Genomic DNA, 16,904 nt, shown 5'->3' with positions numbered 1-16,904 from the left:
AGCACCTCTCTTTCTTTTCATAACATGAGCGAAGCGAATTTTTCAGACGCTTCACGAAATTGGTTTCTTCGAAGGAGAAGCCAATGCACAATATCACGATAGTGGTATATAAGTGCGCCCTTGATCTTATCTTCGGGATCATTCTATCACTTTCCATATTCTAGGACAAGCGTTACAATTAGGAAAAAGATCCACAAGGGGTGCTATTGTTGGTAAAACAGAATACGAAAGAACAAATATTAAGTATTGAAGAGCAAATCAAAAGATTGAAGGAAAAACAGAAAAGGATATTGACCAACACTCAAAGGGAAATTGGGAAATATCTTATGGATTCATGGGAAGTGGAAGATGTGAAAGAAGCAAAGGAATTAATTGATTCCTTTAATCATCAAGTGAAATCATTAAGTGAAGCCTCTTCTTCAAAAGAGGATGATGAGGAAGAGAAGAATATTTCACAAAATCCACCTAAAGGGTAATTCATATGCCTAATGAAGAATTACAAAAAATGAAGGACAGAATAAAGGTTCTGGAGCAAAAGAAGAGGGTTTTAGAACATAAAGTTTCAAACGAAGCCAGAAAAGAACGAACGCGCAGACTGATTCAAAAAGGAGCACTTTTGGAAAAGTACTTAGAAGAAGAAAGTATGTCCCTCAAGGACACTGAAAACTTACTAAAAGTATTAGCAAATTTTAAAAATAAAAATAAAGAATATGTAATTCGACAGATAAAAAGTTTAGATGAGGAAGTCCATTAAAAATAATAAGATAAAGCCATTCTTGAACGCCCCATAAATTAACCACACATACACAGTTTCGCTATTTTCTTCCTTTCAATTTTCATGATCGAGGTATCATTTTTTATCCTTTTAGTTTTTTTACACTTAGTATGAATTATTTAGTTCTTATCAGTAATGGTATTATTACGTCTTTAAAATAATTAATTATCATGAATGAACAAACCAAAATTAGATCAAGTAAACTGAACATGATGATAGATTGTTTCGCTTCGAAAAAAAGGCAAACACATATTAGACATGACTAATATGTGTTTGCCTTTTTACATCGATTTTAGGTGGTAACTCTTGATAAGAATATTCAGCTCTTCTTGAACCTTTTATTCTCTTTGTCTTTTAATATCTTCTGGTTTCCAGAACGTTCTATGGTTTCGTAGCCTAAAATGTGACTAAATGAAGCAGTTTTAGGGTTAACCTTACAGGTAGTGGTTATCAATCGATATTAATGTCTAGGCAAACGTACTTTGTTTTAAGAAGGGGATCCCTTCTGGCTATTCAAAATATAGACTTGGCCTTATCTTACTATGTTTCGGGTAGGACATGCCCCCTCTTACCTTCTTAATCTAACTGCGCAGTAGTAAAACAAACAGACAAATTTTCTTTCTTTTTTACCTATCCCTTTTTATTAGAAGTTCCATGGATTCAAATAACAAAATAAGCTAAACCACAACAAACTAATCTAGGTTAGACTAGTTTGTTGCGGTTTTTGAAAAACCAGACTAGTCTAATCTAGATTAATTATTCCTTAGTCAACTTCAGAATTTTCGCACTAAACCATATTTGACCAAATGGCATTTTAACCAGCAGACGTCCATATACTATTTAAAAAGGAGGAAGGAAAATAGTGTATAGACCTACCGTTAGATACCCGGATGTTTATAAAAATTATATAGAGAATGTGTATAAAGCGACCGATCTGGACCGTAATCAAATTATCCGTTTGGCCTTATTTGTTGCGGCACATTCAAACGAGTATAAAAGTATCCTTCAAAAACATAAAATTGCTGACGTCCCTCTCCCCTGCCCGGATTGGGGGCGGGATGAAGATGGTTACTGGACAGATCAAAACTATATTACAAAACAGAATCAAGCCCCATACAAACTCACTGAACAGGGTGGAATCAAGATTATTTTAGGTTAATTATTTCTTTTTAGATTCATTTGTGCTCTTTACGTAATGTAGCGTGGATGCCTTATTAGCAAGCTTTTCAGCCAGTTCCTTTGAAATATCTTTACTCATTTCGTATCACCTCACTTAAAAAAAGCCTTGCCACAATCCCTAGTAAATATACCTCCCTCCACTCTTGACATAGCGTAACGATGTAACCAACTGACCAACCAACCCAAAGAAAAAGACGATTCTGAAAGGGGAAAACCAAATGGGAAAGATTAAACATTTGAATCCGGTTCTCTCTTCTTCTAATAAAAAAACGATTGAACCACAAAAAAGAAAAATTCGTTCGGATAAGCTTCATGACATAAAAATCCCCGTGGACGAACCCATGGACATGATTTTAAGACGGGAATCCCGACGATACTGGAATGGCTCCAAAACAGCCTTTGGCACGGAAATACTGTTGTTTGGTCTTGAACAGGTCCTCGTATACCCTGACGTCACCTATACAGACCAGCCTTACACGGTTCATTGCAAAGTAGATCACGAAACGTATCAAAGGATAGGCGATTATGCGGCCGGTTGGAAATGTAGCGTTCGAAAAGCAGCACATCGGATATTTGTAGAAGCATACAAAAAAAGGCAACTAGGGGGCGTAACCGATGGGGAAATATAGCCAAGCCAATCTTATAGATGAAGAATTATCTTTAATCGGATCAACAAACTTTATCGGAAAGCTACTCCATAAAGTAAATAAATCTTCAACCATCTTACTGAGTATAGACGTCCCCTTGAATCTATTTCTACGAGCAGAAGTTTTCTGTGAAGATATTCAAGACCTATCAGACCTGCATTTCGAACAAAACGACTTGATGAATCTTTTATATAATGACTTTTTACTGTTTGCGAAAAAGAATCCAGACTCAAATGCCATATTCCGATTGCTCACCTCATTGGATAAGTATGCGGGTAAAGATTCAAGACTTGAAAAGTATGGGGATTCTGCTTTTAAATTAATCCATAAAGAAAAGAACCAAGAAATAAAAACGTTGAATTTACGCATGAGAAGGAAATACGCCTTACGTGGAGAGATTTTGCTTGCAGATATGGAGGAAGTTCAGCCAGAACATGGCTATACACTAGAAAAGGTATTTGAGCTTCTTTATATAGACTTTATTGATAAATTTCGAAAAGGTGATCATGCGGGTGTCATAGAAAATATCTTGCGCCTGCTTGATGATGAAACCGAATAGAATATACGAAAGGCTAAGGAAAACATTTGAAGGGGAAAGTCCATTAATCTCTGACTAAATTTCAAAATATGGACCTAAGCGTTCACAATGCAATTTGCGTAGGTAATGAACTTGTATAAGTTTCTTCAAGCTCATTACCTATGCGTTTTGGTGTTCTGCACTGGCCCCCTTCGTTAACCAATAACTTCTCTTCTATTTCATATCAACGGACTATTGATCCAACAATATTTCCATCAATAATCACCCCAAATTTATCGGATATCGAATTGGCTTACTACACAGGGGGACAAGTCCTATCTATTGTTAGTATTTTTTGTAGCACAGTTGGTGCTGATGTGTAACATTAGCCCTTTGCTATATTTCGAGCAAGGCAACTTAGTCACCCATAGCACTTTCACCAGTGATCCTTGCTCTCTACTTCAATCACAAAAATTTTAATGTCCTCAATCTTTTTTGTTTGTTCAATAAACTATAAGCGTTCTTTGTTTCTTGTTTAAAAGCATTTAAAACAACCATGGGAGCACACATTACACCATAAACTTAATACCATTTTATTCCACATGTAAAATAACAGGTCATTCATACCCCCTGCATGATTTATGTCAGTGTAAAATATTAGATGCCTTTACCTTTATTTATTGAGGTGATGCTCCGCATGATATGTTAGAAAATCCTCAAAAAAAATAAGCACCGTTTAGATGCTTATTTTGCATTTAACCACTCTTTCATTTTTTCTAAGCTGACTGTATACGGGCGTTTAATTAGATTCCTTTCATACCTGGACAAGGTACTATGGGAGATGCCCATTTCCTTAGCCGCCTCTAAAATGCTTAATCCCCGATCTGTTCTTTCCTTATTTATCGTTTCAGGAGAAACCTGCTTTTCTTCAACCATCTCCCTGGTTGCACCAGTCTCCCTGTCCGTCATACCCTTCAACATAGTTAGAAAATTCTCTGTGTCATAGTCCTGATCCTCAATCAATAATAAGTCCTGGTCATCTCCCATTCCCGTGATTTCAGTAGGTGGGATGATTTGGACACGCGCCTTCAACCAGGTGTTTGCGAACCAATTTCTCTCCTGCTCAATTTGCTTCTCAAGGTTTTTTTCCTTATAGCTCCACCCTTTAATGATTCCATCCTGCTGCAGGGTGTCCAATATTTCTTCAAATTGTTCTCTGATCCTTGAACCATATCGAGGATTTACGTCCAAATCCATGACTTTTAAAAGCCCTTTGTCTCCCCCAATATGATAAGCCCTGAGATAGTCTGCACTCTTCTGGCGAATCCTCCACTGCCAGGACAGGTACCTGGATAACCGTTTATGGTACTTTTGCTTAATAGGATGGTATTCTAGCGTCTTTAATGCAAGCAGCCCACTGCTCCTTTGGGAACCGTATAAGAAGTTTGCAAGCAATTCCCCTGGACGAATGCTGCATTCATAAATACCAATCGGGTTATCCCCTCGATAGGCTACCGTCACGCTATCCACCAAAAACAAGGGATTAAACTGGACTTGTCCAATTTCTTCAAAATCTCCCTGATCCTCATTAATGAACCTCAAATTCTCTTTTTCAATTCTTATCCATATCGTTGTGAGAGCGGCCAACCTTTTCATGATATCGTCACGTTCTTTTTTTCGATAAGACATTTGATAGCCGTCTAAATCTTCTTTCCGACCTTGCAATCTCCTTAGATTCAAAGCATCATCCGTATGGAAATGAATCATTTGGTCCTTATGAGTAGCCTGTTGCATCCAAAGAATCGAGACGATATCAAAAATATCCGCGGTTAAGTCATCCATCGACGTGATGGCTTGAGAGGTGAGATTTTTCCATTGTTCGATGGCTACATTGGATTTCATCATCAGATAATCATTCTCTGCCCTCACTTGAGCCGTCGCTTCTAAAGCCCTCTCCGCAATCCTTGCAGTCGGAATCTCAGTCGCAATGTCGAATTCATTTTTACTGATGGTCTCCCTTAATTTATGAAATAATAAGGCCGAACCGGACTCGGCAAAATTTTGATTCAACAAGGCATTTATCACTTCCCTGTTGTTAGACTTTGGGGAATGTGCTGAATTCTCTTCTCCTACAATCTGTATGTATGGAAGGACAAAATTTCTAATTTCTTTTATGTGATCATCAACCCATTGTTCCATATCCTCGAATTTCAATCCATAATCTTTCACCAAGCTATCCAAAATCACAAAAAATGCTTTTAAGGTTTGGCTAGGCTGGTAATCATCTTGACCTGACATAAGATGGTTGATATCCATATTCCATTCGACAAAGAGTTGAGGGAAATCTGGAAAAATCGTTTTCATGACATTCAAAAATTTCGTTTGCAGGGGTTGTAACATTATTCTTTAACCCGCCCTTCTTTTGTCGACTCTATGTCCTCAAATGAGTACTGTTGGATGTAATCTTGAAAAACAGCGGTTTCCAAAATACCCAAATCGTGCAGATAGCTAACGGTCTCAAAAGAAAGAAACTGAACGATCGGATTTTTTTCTAGGATGGCATTTTTCAACTGTTGGATGTCCTTTTCCTGATAAAGGATATAATTTCCCATCTGTTCTTTGATGTCGTTAGGGGAAAAGATAGTATCTTTAAAGGGTTGATTATGCATACACTCATAGACCAGCTCATCTTTTATATAATAAGTCCTGACACCAAAATCTTTCCCAACCTTATAAAATTCGATTTGTTTTCGAAACCATATGGGACCACTGTATAATTGGACCACTGGTTTAGGAAGTACGCCACGCAACTGATAGGTGGAAACCTTTCTCCGATCCCATCCGAGAATTTCCCCCACCTCTTTAACTCCAACTAAAAAATCCATCTGTGTTCCCCTTCTAATCTAGTAATATGGTAATTATGAGTGAGAATTGTTGCTTTTGTCAACACACGGTTTAAACGTGCAACTTTTTTTATTTTGACGTTTGCTTTCACAATGTGCACATCACACTCTTCTCTGTTTCTTGCGATATTTTCCCTTTTAACTTACGAAGTGCATCTGTTCACCAAAGGGGGATGAATTTTCCCCTTTTGCAAATAGTACGAAAATCATGCATAGACAATCGGTCCAGGGCGTTCCGATCACTTAGTTTTTTATGTTGCGCTAGAATCCATAATAAAAAGGTTTGGTTCCCCTTGACCTATTTATTGTCTTCCCGCCGGCTGGAAGGTTAGAAGGCTTGCGCTGTTTTACGATTCGGGAGGCAAATGGGGAAAACAAATCAAAAAAGCAACCGGATAGTTGCTTTCCATAAAATTGCAACTTATCTTTTATTTGACGTTTCCTCTCACAATGTGCACAAGCCTTTTAATTTAAATCTTCTTTTAAATATAGGTTCTTCACCGAAAGCCTTGCAAAAAGTAATCTCTTTCTGGTCAAATAAAACAGGGAAATGACGGTTCCTCTCACAATGTGCACAGCCTTTTAATATAAATCTTCTTTTAAATATAGGTTCTTTACGAAAGCCTTGCAAAAAGTAATCTCCTTCTGGTCAATTAAACAGGGAAATGACGGTTCCTCTCACAATGTGCACAGCCTTTTAATATAAATCTTCTTTTAAATATAGGTTCTTTACGAAAGCCTTGCAAAAAAGTAATCTCCTTCTGGTCAATTAAACAGGGAAATGACGGTTCCTTTCACAATGTGCACAGCCTTTTAATATAAATCTTCTTTTAAAATATGGGTTCTTTACCAAAAGCCTTGCATGAAGTAATCTCCTTCTGGTCAAATAAACAAGGAAATGACGGTTCCTTTCACACGTTATTGTGCAATTTTTACACTTTTAGTTCGATTATAAATGGGTTTTTTCATTAGATTGTTGATATACCAGTGGTTATCACAACCCTCTTAATGGTTAAAGAATGACGGTTCCTTTCACAATATGCACACCATTATATGGGATTGCAACTTTTCCTTCATTTGACGTTTGCTCTCACAATGTGCACAAAGATAAGGATATGCAAGTTTATCTCCCATTAACAACATCACATTAGCTTGACGCCTTCATGCACATCTCACTCATCTATAATTAACTGTGCAACTTTTTATATTTTGACGTTTCCTTTCACAATGTGCACAATTCCCTCTTTTGATCTGGGATTTTTTAAAACATTTTTAATCAACATACCTTTTACACCCCTACATCACCAACAAAATCTCAGAAAACATTAGGAGCCCACACAAAATAGTGCATAAATTTATCTCTTTTTGTTCTAAAATGAAGAATTATGACGTTTGCTCTCACACAAACTTGCACACATTTCTGTGCAAGTTTTTTATTCTTGTCCATTTATGGATGGACAATTTTATGAAAACATTGATATATCAACGTTTATCCTAATTTGCTTATCCATGAAAGCATGACGTTTCCTTTCACAATATGCACAAACAGTGTGAAAAAATGACGTTTCCTTTCACACAAAAATATTTAGAGTTTTTTTCAATCCCTTGCCCCCCAAGGGATGAGCACACGTTGTGCAACTTTGAAAATCCCTTAATAAAGGACACCATTTCCTGTTTTACCATTCTGCTATAATTCAAACTAGAAAATTAGACGAGAGGAGGGCTTAAAATGAAAGAATCCAGAATAAGAATCGATGGTTTTAGAATGCATCATGCCATCTTAAAAGAATTCCATTTTCTTCGTGATCAGTCATTTGAGCGCCCTCCTGCCTCTGCCTATGTCGTATATATGACCATGTTAAACCAATTACAAGTAGAACAAAACCAACGAGGCATGCTTAAGGAATATAATCTTTCTTACTGGGCAAAGAAACTTGGGATCTCTTATTCTACCCTTTGGGGAGGAAAAAAATTTTTAGAAGATCATCATTTTGTAAAAGAGGAAATCCACGAAGGGTTACCTGTTATCATGTTAAAAGATGTTGATAAGTATAATACACCTGAACTTAATGGTGTATCCCTCAACTACCTAATCATACCGCACGCCCTTTTTGAAACGAATATTTTAGCAGAATTCGTACGTACCTCGAACCCTGAAGGTATCGAACTTCTCTTATCCTTACTTAACCAGTTCCGGACTGGTCTGTCTTTCAGCAAGACAGGTGAAATGGAGAAAATAAAACAAGAACGGACAATGAAGACACTTAAACTTCAACTAAACAAAAATGCAAAAGGGGTTCGTAAAACTTTAAGCGTTTTAGAAGCTCTTTTTTCCATCGAATTCACAGGGATAGAGATTCGTGGGAAGCAAATATGGATTAAAAAAGCCTCCTTTTCCTTAAAGCCGGAATGTGTGGAAGAAAACACGGATGAATTCAATGTCAACTCACTCATGGCGAAACTATCAAAAGAGCTCACCTATTTCTTTGATGGACATCAAATTAAATTTAAACCTAGAGACCAAATCGATGTCATGATTTCCTTTAAGCAGGAAGTAATGAATAAACTGAACTATCTTATGGATGAGGACTATGAAAGCTTCACCATACGTGATCGATTCATGAAAAACTTCTTTTTACAAACAATGGATCAGATTGGTATTCATATACATACAGAAAAACAACGAAAAGGTTCTTTCCATTTCTACTCGATTGGGGCCTTTTTCAGAATGGCCTTTAGAAAGTATCTTCCTGGGGCCATAAAAAATATTCCTTATGAATTAATTCATGAAGCCAAAATCAGAGAGTACACCAAAACCGGCCAAGCACCAGAGCTACACGGTGTAATTTAATAGCTTAACCCAGCCTTGTGAAAAAATAAGACATTCACAGGGCTATTCGAATATACGCAAAAACTATATTAAAAGTATTCCCTTAAAGCAAAAGTCTTTCCTTCCCTCCTCTGTCACGAATTTTGGCAAAATTTTCGAGAAGGATTATTTTTTTACGCTTAATAGATTCCGAATGTCACCTTGTGAAATAGTGGATATTAAAAATACACTCCTGTGAATATGTAAATATTTTAAAAAAAGCCCTGTGTATATGTGACTTCATTTACATTCTATATGTGGGAAAGTGGAAACTCTGCTAAAATGACTCTTAGAAATGGCTAGAACCCTTGTCGCTCAAGGGATATATCTAACAATAGAAAAATGCCTATTACTTCTGTTTCTTTTATTAAATCTGTATTCTCTTATTAAATATGCCTTTTTATTAAATTTGTTTATTTACGAAATAGATCACTTCAAACAGAATTTAAAATATTGAATTATTAGGATTAATGTACTCACTGTAAAACAATGAGCCTTTCAACAATTACATATTGAAAACTAATGAAAAGATTAATCAACCATATTAGTTAGATTAAGGTTCATTTATTGTAAATTTTATACAATCACTAGAAGAAACCTTCAATTAGTTGGGACGAGCTTAAAACGGCAGCTATGAAAATTCAGCCCAAGTGAGCAGCATACTATAACACCTTTCAGGAAATCGCTTTTAACCAAAAATTCTGCAAGTAATACCTTAAAAAAGAAACTACTTTGTAAAAAAATTAGACCACCCAAGACGGTGGCCTAAACTTATATCCTTTTCCTGCATTCAACGTATTTAATTAAGGGGCCAAGGCCCCTTTTACTTGCTATAAAGCTCTAGAGAGCTCATTAAGAAGCTTTAAACCATCATTGATCTCTATAAAGCAAAAGGATACTCTTATTCCTAATTTGAATCTACAAAATGAAGGTTAAATATCTATCTTCTAGAAAGCTTACATATAAAAATTTTGGGAGGTTCCAATTTTTCACCTTATCCCATAGATCAAAAATAAATAAAAAAGAACTATTAATCTTCCATTGTTTGTTCTAATACTTCCCTTTCATTTGTTAGAAGTGCAGTTTCAGATTTTAACCTTTTTTCTAAAGCAAGTGATTCTTCTTCCATTTGACTAATCTTCAACCTTATTGCATTAATTTCTTCAATGAGTTCCACTTCTATATGGTCAGCTTTGATATCCCTTTCATCGACTAGTATGTCAGATTCTAAATTCAGAGTATCTTCAGTACTTTTTTTTGCGAAGAAAGAGAAAAAGCCTGTATTTTTCTTTTGCTCCAAACTTTTTCGTAACACATTCGCTGCTTGTCGATCCATTTTTCGATTTAACCGATGATTTTTAATCTTTTCTTCTATAACTTCAATTTGTCTTTGTCTATCAGCTATTCCAGTTCTCCTTCTCAACAACTCCACTTCAATTAGATTGATTGTGTTTTGTAGTGTGAAGGTTCTCATCATTACATTCTGCCTTCTATCAAATTCCGAGAATAATTGATCTAAGGTATCCTCATTATATTTACTCCCTTTTGCTTTTCCGCCATTTTGTTGAGGAATCGACTTTAGCGATAACTTAACTTGAATATCAGAAATCGTTTCTCCCCTCTCAATTGACAGTAAAGTCATGTGGATTTTAAAAACGGTAAGAAATGGCAATCGCTTCTTTCTACCTTCTACATAAATCTCTAAGTATCCCTCTAGCATCCTAACGTAATACCTTAACGTCGAATTAGCGATATTAAAGATCTTATCGGAACAATCGGTGGTTGAATACATGGCATTCGGATCCAACTCTAGTATATCTTCTTTAAATAGTTTGGCACTGTATTCCTTATCAAGTACCAACGAAGTGAATAAAGCATCGTCACGAAGTGCTTCTGTAATGAAATCCTTATTAGCCTGGACTCTGTTTGTCACGATAACCCTCCTCTTAACGCTAGTTTAACTATAGCTTATTTTTATCTACCTATCGCTAAGCGTCAATTTATCTATATCTATAGTTTACCTACTAGATAAAGACTAATCAACTAGGTTTGTTTGCTTTACTAGAAATAATGAACGAATTCGACTGATTATAATCTAGTCTAGATTAATCTTTTAGTACAATAATAACCAATCTAGTCTAATCTAGTTTAGATTTTTAATGAGTTTCTTCTATATTTCGTGCGGTAAATGACCGATAACATTAATTTAGCGCTAGAATGCAACAATATGGAATTATTAGCGTTAATTTGTGAATGATTATCTCTATATTAGACTAATCTAATCTAGTTTAGTTTAGTGTGGTTTATAAGGAGGAATTCTCCTGCAAATACCAACGTTAAATGACCGATAACGTTAATCTGACGATAAGTACCGATAACGTGGGATGGATTAGCGGTAAATTGCCATTAATTTTCTTGTGATAAAAGGAATTAAATAAGCGATAACGTCAATTCACCGTCAAATATATAGTTAATATGGACCGACTGATCACAAAGGTTTATGTTTAGCGTTGGGGTATCGATAGTTTATCGATATTAAATCGGCGCTGAAGTATCGTTAACGTCAATTTATCGCTAGTTTTTAATTGACTTTAACAGGGAATCTCTATATATTGGATAGTAAGTAGACTAAACTAGATTAGTCCGAAGGAGGAAGACCATGACAAAACTTGATTTTTTATTTAAAGAGGATTATTTAATTGCAGGAGTAGATAGTGGGAACATTTCCAATAAAATTACGTATATCGATCAAAATGGAAATGTTGTTTCATTAAATATCGCGAGTATTATCGGGGAAAACGCGGAAACGACTGCCGAAGATATGCCAGATGAAAGCGCAGATAAATCTTTTCCTGATGATATGATCCTTCATGTACATATTAAAAGTAAAGCCTTACCAAAGAATCGAACAAATGCTTATTATACAGTAGGGGAATATGCTCAAATTTCAACAAATGACAAAAATAATTTAAGAGAAACCAGCAGTGATGCAAGAGATAAATTAGGGAATGAAATCCATGTTGTAACAACTTTAGCTGGATTAGCCTTAGCTGCTTGGAAATCGGGTAAGACCAATAAGGTAGACGTTCCATTGAGTTTTGGGCTTCCAATAGAAGAGGCCAAACAGGCGTCATCAGAAAAAATCAACTTATATATGGGTGAGCATGAAATTACAGCAATAAAAGGGCCTTATAAAGGCAAAACCATAACCATTAACATTACAGATGTTCAGCTTAATGTGGAAGGCGTAACGAGCTACTTAGCATTGGCCTTTGATTTAGTGAATGGGGAAGTGGTGGAAACTGAATTTTCATCACAAATCCATGATGAGTTTGCCATTGCTGATTTGGGAGCTGGAACATTGGATTTAGCTCTTTATGATGAAAATGGTTTAAATTCAACTAAATCTACAAACCATCTGATAGGTACAAATAAATATATTGATTTAATCATGAAAGAAGCAGCTGAACTAAAGGAATTTGACAGCATAAGGGCCCGTTTTGAAAGGGTGAATAAAACTCCTAAGATTTCGTTTACACGTGAAGAATTCATGAGGAAGTTCATCAAGCCGGAAATCGATAAAATGGTTAAAAAACCTAAATATTCTCCTGTCTTTAAAGCGACATGGCAGTCCAAAACAGCAGATATCACCAAGATTGTAGAAAAATATACAAAACAATATGCCGAAGAAGTGAAAGATAAAGTCATCCGGTATTTTGTTGATACAAATGTTGGACAAATGATTATCGTCGGGGGAGGGCTTCTCTTCGCTTATCAATACCTAGCGGAACTTAAAGAAGAAGATTGTTTATTTCCTCCGAATATCGATCAAGCCAGTTTCTTTACAAGTAAAGCATATCTCTTGAAAAATATTATTGCTGAAATTGAAAAGCAATCAATTGAAGCATAAAATTGCAAGAGTAGGAGCAGCATCTTCTTTTAGTTGTGATACAAGGTGGTGGTAACGTTGTCCAATAGAAAAATCACTCCAGGTAGGGGGATTCAATATACCCCAAAAACCTCGATAAAATGGGCTAATGAATTTAATGAGTTGGTAGACAGCTTTAAAAGCAGAAATGAACTTATTAGCGCGCTTATAGAAGATGGATTAAAGGTTCGGAATGGATCTTATAAAGAACAAGGCATTTACCTTCCACTAGACACCTTTGCGAATGATCAATTAGCACTTTTGAAAACGGAGGAAGGGCAAAGGATTCTTTATAATATTGTTTCTTTAATTGTAGGGAAACCCGAAGGGACGGCGCTTGCCCAGCAAATGGTGCAGCCGGTATCCCAGAAAAGTGAGCCAGCTTCCTCACCAATCGTCCCATCTGAAGCGCCTGTGAATCATGAAGAAGATACTAAGGAAGGTAAGGGTCAATCAAACGAAGCCCTTTCTAAACTATTGAAGTTGGGGAAGATGACCAATTTAAAGGGATAAAACACTTTTAAAAATAGAGCTCAGTTATATGTAAGAGGCTGAATCAAAAGGTCGTTGAATAACGACTAATTTGATTCAGTCTCTTTTTTTGTTAACCTTACACCCAAATCAAATGAAAGAGCCCTTTTAGAAATGTTATATATAGGGGGTTCCATCGAGTGGATGGATCTTTATACAAAGTTCACAAAGTAGGACCCACATTTTATATTTAGAAGTTTTGTCAAAATTTGTATTACGTTAGCGCCGGAAAATGTAAGCGTTTTCTTTTATAATGAAAACAGGCGATGGTATCTTGACGTAGGCAGGGCCAATACTACATTTATAAAAATGATGATCCATTAAAAAATTACTATTTCCAAACGGAAAATGTAATGTACTTCAAATTGGTGTGTGCTTATCGTTCTGGATGATATTAAAGATAAAGTAAAGGGGAGGAAAAGATGGAAGCAGAAAATAAAACCCCATTTGTCCATTTTATTCAGGAAGATCGATTCGAACTAAACTCCTACCTTAATTATTTATTTAACCAATTTAATGAATATGTTCCAAAGCATATGGAAGACGTTAAGATGATGGGACAATAGCAATAATATAACAACAAAAATATGCGGCTGTATTATTCCTTGAGAATAATACAGCCGCGTATTTTTGTTTTCTTTCTTCTTAAAAGAAGGTTTTTACCGTTATGAACTTAAAAATCTTAATTGCAATTAGATCTAGCCAGAAAAGAATAGATCAAGGATTAGTAAAAAGGATAATAACAAGACTAAAGTCTCTAGAATACTAACCAGAAAAGTTAGGGTTATATGACTACGAATCCCATCAATAGGTTCATTTTTTGTAATTTTTTGGCTTATTTAATCAATAAAAGGAATATCACTGGTAAAATACAAGCAAGAGAAACGTCAAAGGTATTGCCATAGCATCCTTTTTAGTGGAGAGGGAAAATTGTTTGTGTATGAGATACAGATGAACTCTAAGTTGTTGCATTCTGTAAAATCATTTCGACCCAGTAAGGAGATGAACTTGTTATGAGAAATGATTCGATTGAAAGATCGGTCAACGATTCCGTGCTTACAATTACTGACTCTATTCTACAAATGATTGAACAGTCTAAACAAAAAAGCTTAAAAAAGACAAGTCTCATGAACCAGGAAAAGATGAGTTTGAAACAAAATTCCACTTCTTGGTCTACCAAAGAAAAGACAGAGGCTGAGTATGAGCTATATTACGCCATGATAAAGGAACATCACCCTCAGTTATTTGAAATAAAAGGGGATTCCATTGAAACATTCCCAGTCGATAAGGAAAAAAGTGTTTTTGTCATCCTGAAGGATAAAGATGTATACTTCGGGGTCTATAAACAAGAATCTAAGGAAGCGCACATCGTCACACCAGCATTTCGAACAAAAGAGGACCTGCTTCAAAAAACACTCGGAACCTCCCAATTCGAAAAGTTTAGAATGCACTCATTCTTCCTTGTGGAAGATGGAAAAGCATTCACCCTCCATGACAATAAACAACTTCGGCTAAATTTAGCAAAATCTTATAAAACCCTAACAACTTATGAAAATATTGAACAAGCACGCACCTTTGTTGTAAAAGAGGAACTTAAAAATGATCCTAAACTTAGAAAACAATCTCTTCGTAGGGCTTTAGAAGAGCACTGTATTCCTTCAGATCTTTTAGGAAAGACCGTTACAATCCAAAATATTTCAAATGATGGTCAAGGGACAAGGCTATCATTAGTAGAGAATCAAAAACAACGAGACGTCTGGTTGCCTGACATTGCAGAAAAATGGATGGAAAGAGTAAGAGATAACCCCGGAACGAAAGTAATGTTTGATGAAGTTATCATGGATAGTCGTTCTATTGCAGAAGGTTTCCTTGCCTTTTATGGCATGGAAATAAATAAAGAAAGCCAAATGAAACAACATGATTTTGAGGTGATTTCAAATCAAGTTGGCTCGTATATTGGGAAATTGAGTGGCAATGGCAAAGTGAAAAAAGTTTCCCCTTACTTCTCTGAGAAAGAGGCCGAGAAACAGTTGAGAAATTTAAATAATCACATTCAACTAGAAAAGCAGAAAGATAGTCAGGTAAAAGAGGTGGAAACCGATATTCCATTCAAAGAAATTAGGGAAAACGACTAAGGAGGAAACATATGACTTCGTTAAAAAAATTACAAATCTTACTGATGTTTGCTGCAATTCTTTTACTTTTACATATCGCACCAGAGCAAGCTTCTGCAGCAGCCAATGTATCAGCAAAAATCAAAGAGGGACTGAAACAAGTTCAAACATTGTTAACGGGGCTTGTTGTTACAGTGGGCATTTGTGTATCCATATGGATCATCATTAAAAAATTACCAGGCGTGGATGATCCTCATACCAAAAACGAAATGTTTCGTGGAGTAGGAATGGCTTTGGCAGGGGTAGGGTTAGCAGCCGCAATCGTATGGCTTGTTCCGTGGATGTACGCGTTATTCGCTTAATTGAGGTGAACTAGATGACGGAAAAAGAAGAGCTTAGAGAGGCTCTCAAAACGTTACTTGGAGAAAAAGACAGTCGCAAGGGGAAAACGTTTGTTTTCCCTGATAATGTCGATCGATCATATAACCTTGTTAAGGGCTTATCATTAATGAATTTCTTTAGATATATATTACCGGCGGTCGTTATTTCCGCCATTATCCTGTTCCTTCCCCCTTATTCCTTAGGATTTATGATGGTTAAATTGTTCTTTATGGCCCTTTTGCTGTTAGGCTCCTTAACCTTTGCTGTTTTACGTCCCATATCTGCTCGGCCAAATATCACATATAGTAGCTATTTAAAACGAATTATTCATTACAACAATAGACAGAAGATGTTCTTTATGAAATCGAATAAAAGGGATGATTTCCGTGGTTAATCATAATAAGAAAATGGATAAGGAAGACTTTGACTATGAAGTAGAAACCCTTATAAAAAAAGGAAAATCGACAATTCAAGACATAAGTATTATAGAAGGGATATACAAAGACTATGTACTTTTGAAAAATGGTTATCTGACGTCCATCCTGCAAGTGAGTGGTATCAACCTAGATTTGTTGGCGGAGTATGAACAGAATCGTTTATTTGAAGATTACGGTTCATTCTTAATGAGTCAAGTCCATGATCAATTACAAACCATCTCGATGACGGTTCCCGTGGATTTCCGTTCCTATAACTTAGGTTGGAAAAAACGCTATTTGCACGAACTGGAGAATAAGGATAACACAGCTAATGAATACAAGCGAACCCTAATCACATCTTACATCGATCATTTCCAAAGGATAAGGATGAAAGATGAAATGTCGACAAAACAACATTTTGTTGTCATTAGGGAGAAAATGAATAAACGTACGTTCCAAGATTTAGAACGTGCTGAAACTATTCTAACAAAAAAGGTGGAGAAAATGACAAACTCCCTGCGATCCACTTTTGAATCGTACGATATAACGATTAGAAAATTGTCTGAGAAAAATACGTTATCGTTGCTATATAGATATTTTGATTTTGAAATGTCAAAACTATACGGATAACCGGTTCGGAAAGG

At 35.9% G+C, this 16,904-nt stretch carries 17 protein-coding genes; 14 read left to right on the top strand and 3 right to left on the bottom strand.

Annotated features, from left to right (window positions below):
• Positions 1-209: 209 nt before the first annotated feature.
• From ACQKFG_RS23930 to ACQKFG_RS23910, 5 genes are all read left to right on the top strand, one after another.
• Complete coding sequence (locus ACQKFG_RS23930) at positions 210-476, top strand: hypothetical protein (protein WP_427563486.1); 267 nt, start codon at positions 210-212, stop codon at positions 474-476.
• 5 nt (positions 477-481) lie between these two features.
• Entirely contained in the window at positions 482-754 is a 273-nt protein-coding gene (locus ACQKFG_RS23925) for a DUF3847 domain-containing protein (protein WP_061466458.1), read from the top strand.
• An 883-nt stretch (positions 755-1,637) separates the two neighbouring features.
• Complete coding sequence (locus ACQKFG_RS23920) at positions 1,638-1,934, top strand: hypothetical protein (protein ID WP_427563484.1); 297 nt, start codon at positions 1,638-1,640, stop codon at positions 1,932-1,934.
• Between the two features lie 238 nt (positions 1,935-2,172).
• Positions 2,173-2,583 carry a hypothetical protein gene (locus tag ACQKFG_RS23915; RefSeq protein WP_427563482.1) on the top strand — a complete coding sequence of 137 codons (411 nt, stop codon included), beginning with the start codon at positions 2,173-2,175 and terminating at the stop codon, positions 2,581-2,583.
• Entirely contained in the window at positions 2,570-3,160 is a 591-nt protein-coding gene (locus ACQKFG_RS23910; protein WP_427563480.1) for a hypothetical protein, read from the top strand. The genes ACQKFG_RS23915 and ACQKFG_RS23910 overlap by 14 nt, the downstream gene beginning before the upstream one ends.
• Before the next feature lie 702 nt (positions 3,161-3,862).
• On the opposite strand, the gene ACQKFG_RS23905 is transcribed toward ACQKFG_RS23910, so the two are convergent.
• A complete protein-coding gene (locus ACQKFG_RS23905) occupies positions 3,863-5,518 on the bottom strand; it encodes a helix-turn-helix domain-containing protein (RefSeq protein ID WP_427563478.1) in 1,656 nt (551 codons plus the stop codon).
• Entirely contained in the window at positions 5,518-6,003 is a 486-nt protein-coding gene (locus ACQKFG_RS23900; RefSeq protein ID WP_427563476.1) for a hypothetical protein, read from the bottom strand. Before ACQKFG_RS23900 ends, ACQKFG_RS23905 begins: the two co-directional genes overlap by 1 nt.
• A gap of 383 nt (positions 6,004-6,386) precedes the next feature.
• On the opposite strand from ACQKFG_RS23900, the gene ACQKFG_RS23895 reads away from it, so the two are divergent.
• Together ACQKFG_RS23895 and ACQKFG_RS23890 are read left to right on the top strand one after the other, a co-directional pair.
• On the top strand, positions 6,387-6,575 hold the full coding sequence (locus tag ACQKFG_RS23895; protein WP_427563475.1) for a hypothetical protein: 189 nt from the start codon (positions 6,387-6,389) through the stop codon (positions 6,573-6,575).
• A 1,175-nt stretch (positions 6,576-7,750) separates the two neighbouring features.
• Positions 7,751-8,872, top strand: a complete 1,122-nt coding sequence (locus ACQKFG_RS23890) for a hypothetical protein (protein WP_427563473.1) — start codon at positions 7,751-7,753, stop codon at positions 8,870-8,872.
• 1,048 nt (positions 8,873-9,920) lie between these two features.
• On the opposite strand, the gene ACQKFG_RS23885 is transcribed toward ACQKFG_RS23890, so the two are convergent.
• Positions 9,921-10,823: a hypothetical protein gene (locus tag ACQKFG_RS23885; RefSeq protein WP_427563471.1), complete on the bottom strand. Its 903-nt coding sequence runs from the start codon at positions 10,821-10,823 to the stop codon at positions 9,921-9,923.
• A 726-nt stretch (positions 10,824-11,549) separates the two neighbouring features.
• Between ACQKFG_RS23885 and ACQKFG_RS23880 the strand changes: the two genes are divergently transcribed.
• From ACQKFG_RS23880 to trsD, 7 genes are all read left to right on the top strand, one after another.
• Positions 11,550-12,800, top strand: a complete 1,251-nt coding sequence (locus tag ACQKFG_RS23880) for a hypothetical protein (RefSeq protein WP_427563469.1) — start codon at positions 11,550-11,552, stop codon at positions 12,798-12,800.
• 57 nt (positions 12,801-12,857) lie between these two features.
• The gene (locus tag ACQKFG_RS23875) at positions 12,858-13,331 is read left to right on the top strand and encodes a hypothetical protein (protein ID WP_427563467.1); all 474 of its coding nucleotides are present in this window, start codon (positions 12,858-12,860) and stop codon (positions 13,329-13,331) included.
• A 440-nt stretch (positions 13,332-13,771) separates the two neighbouring features.
• Positions 13,772-13,915, top strand: a complete 144-nt coding sequence (locus tag ACQKFG_RS23870) for a hypothetical protein (protein ID WP_427563465.1) — start codon at positions 13,772-13,774, stop codon at positions 13,913-13,915.
• Between the two features lie 447 nt (positions 13,916-14,362).
• Positions 14,363-15,484: a hypothetical protein gene (locus ACQKFG_RS23865; protein WP_427563463.1), complete on the top strand. Its 1,122-nt coding sequence runs from the start codon at positions 14,363-14,365 to the stop codon at positions 15,482-15,484.
• A gap of 11 nt (positions 15,485-15,495) precedes the next feature.
• Positions 15,496-15,825 carry a CagC family type IV secretion system protein gene (locus ACQKFG_RS23860; RefSeq protein ID WP_250211869.1) on the top strand — a complete coding sequence of 110 codons (330 nt, stop codon included), beginning with the start codon at positions 15,496-15,498 and terminating at the stop codon, positions 15,823-15,825.
• 14 nt (positions 15,826-15,839) lie between these two features.
• On the top strand, positions 15,840-16,238 hold the full coding sequence (locus tag ACQKFG_RS23855) for a hypothetical protein (RefSeq protein ID WP_427563461.1): 399 nt from the start codon (positions 15,840-15,842) through the stop codon (positions 16,236-16,238).
• Complete coding sequence (gene trsD, locus ACQKFG_RS23850; RefSeq protein WP_427563460.1) at positions 16,231-16,890, top strand: TrsD/TraD family conjugative transfer protein; 660 nt, start codon at positions 16,231-16,233, stop codon at positions 16,888-16,890. The genes ACQKFG_RS23855 and trsD overlap by 8 nt, the downstream gene beginning before the upstream one ends.
• Positions 16,891-16,904: the final 14 nt, after the last annotated feature.

The sequence above is a fragment of the Peribacillus sp. NPDC076916 genome (assembly GCF_050269675.1).
Taxonomy (GTDB): domain Bacteria; phylum Bacillota; class Bacilli; order Bacillales; family DSM-1321; genus Peribacillus; species Peribacillus aracenensis.
The sequence above is the reverse complement of the archived record's forward strand: the minus strand, read 5'-3'. Positions and strand labels throughout refer to the sequence as shown.

Excerpts from the sequence above, each read along its gene's own strand:
- ACQKFG_RS23915 (WP_427563482.1), top strand. The coding sequence starts at position 2,173 with ATGGGAAAGATTAAACATTTGAATCCGGTTCTCTCTTCTTCTAATAAA.
- ACQKFG_RS23860 (WP_250211869.1), top strand. The coding sequence starts at position 15,496 with ATGACTTCGTTAAAAAAATTACAAATCTTACTGATGTTTGCTGCAATT.
- ACQKFG_RS23895 (WP_427563475.1), top strand. The coding sequence starts at position 6,387 with ATGGGGAAAACAAATCAAAAAAGCAACCGGATAGTTGCTTTCCATAAA.
- ACQKFG_RS23870 (WP_427563465.1), top strand. The coding sequence starts at position 13,772 with ATGGAAGCAGAAAATAAAACCCCATTTGTCCATTTTATTCAGGAAGAT.
- ACQKFG_RS23910 (WP_427563480.1), top strand. The coding sequence starts at position 2,570 with ATGGGGAAATATAGCCAAGCCAATCTTATAGATGAAGAATTATCTTTA.
- ACQKFG_RS23865 (WP_427563463.1), top strand. The coding sequence starts at position 14,363 with ATGAGAAATGATTCGATTGAAAGATCGGTCAACGATTCCGTGCTTACA.
- ACQKFG_RS23925 (WP_061466458.1), top strand. The coding sequence starts at position 482 with ATGCCTAATGAAGAATTACAAAAAATGAAGGACAGAATAAAGGTTCTG.
- ACQKFG_RS23880 (WP_427563469.1), top strand. The coding sequence starts at position 11,550 with ATGACAAAACTTGATTTTTTATTTAAAGAGGATTATTTAATTGCAGGA.
- ACQKFG_RS23890 (WP_427563473.1), top strand. The coding sequence starts at position 7,751 with ATGAAAGAATCCAGAATAAGAATCGATGGTTTTAGAATGCATCATGCC.
- ACQKFG_RS23900 (WP_427563476.1), bottom strand. The coding sequence starts at position 6,003 with ATGGATTTTTTAGTTGGAGTTAAAGAGGTGGGGGAAATTCTCGGATGG.
- ACQKFG_RS23855 (WP_427563461.1), top strand. The coding sequence starts at position 15,840 with ATGACGGAAAAAGAAGAGCTTAGAGAGGCTCTCAAAACGTTACTTGGA.
- ACQKFG_RS23905 (WP_427563478.1), bottom strand. The coding sequence starts at position 5,518 with ATGTTACAACCCCTGCAAACGAAATTTTTGAATGTCATGAAAACGATT.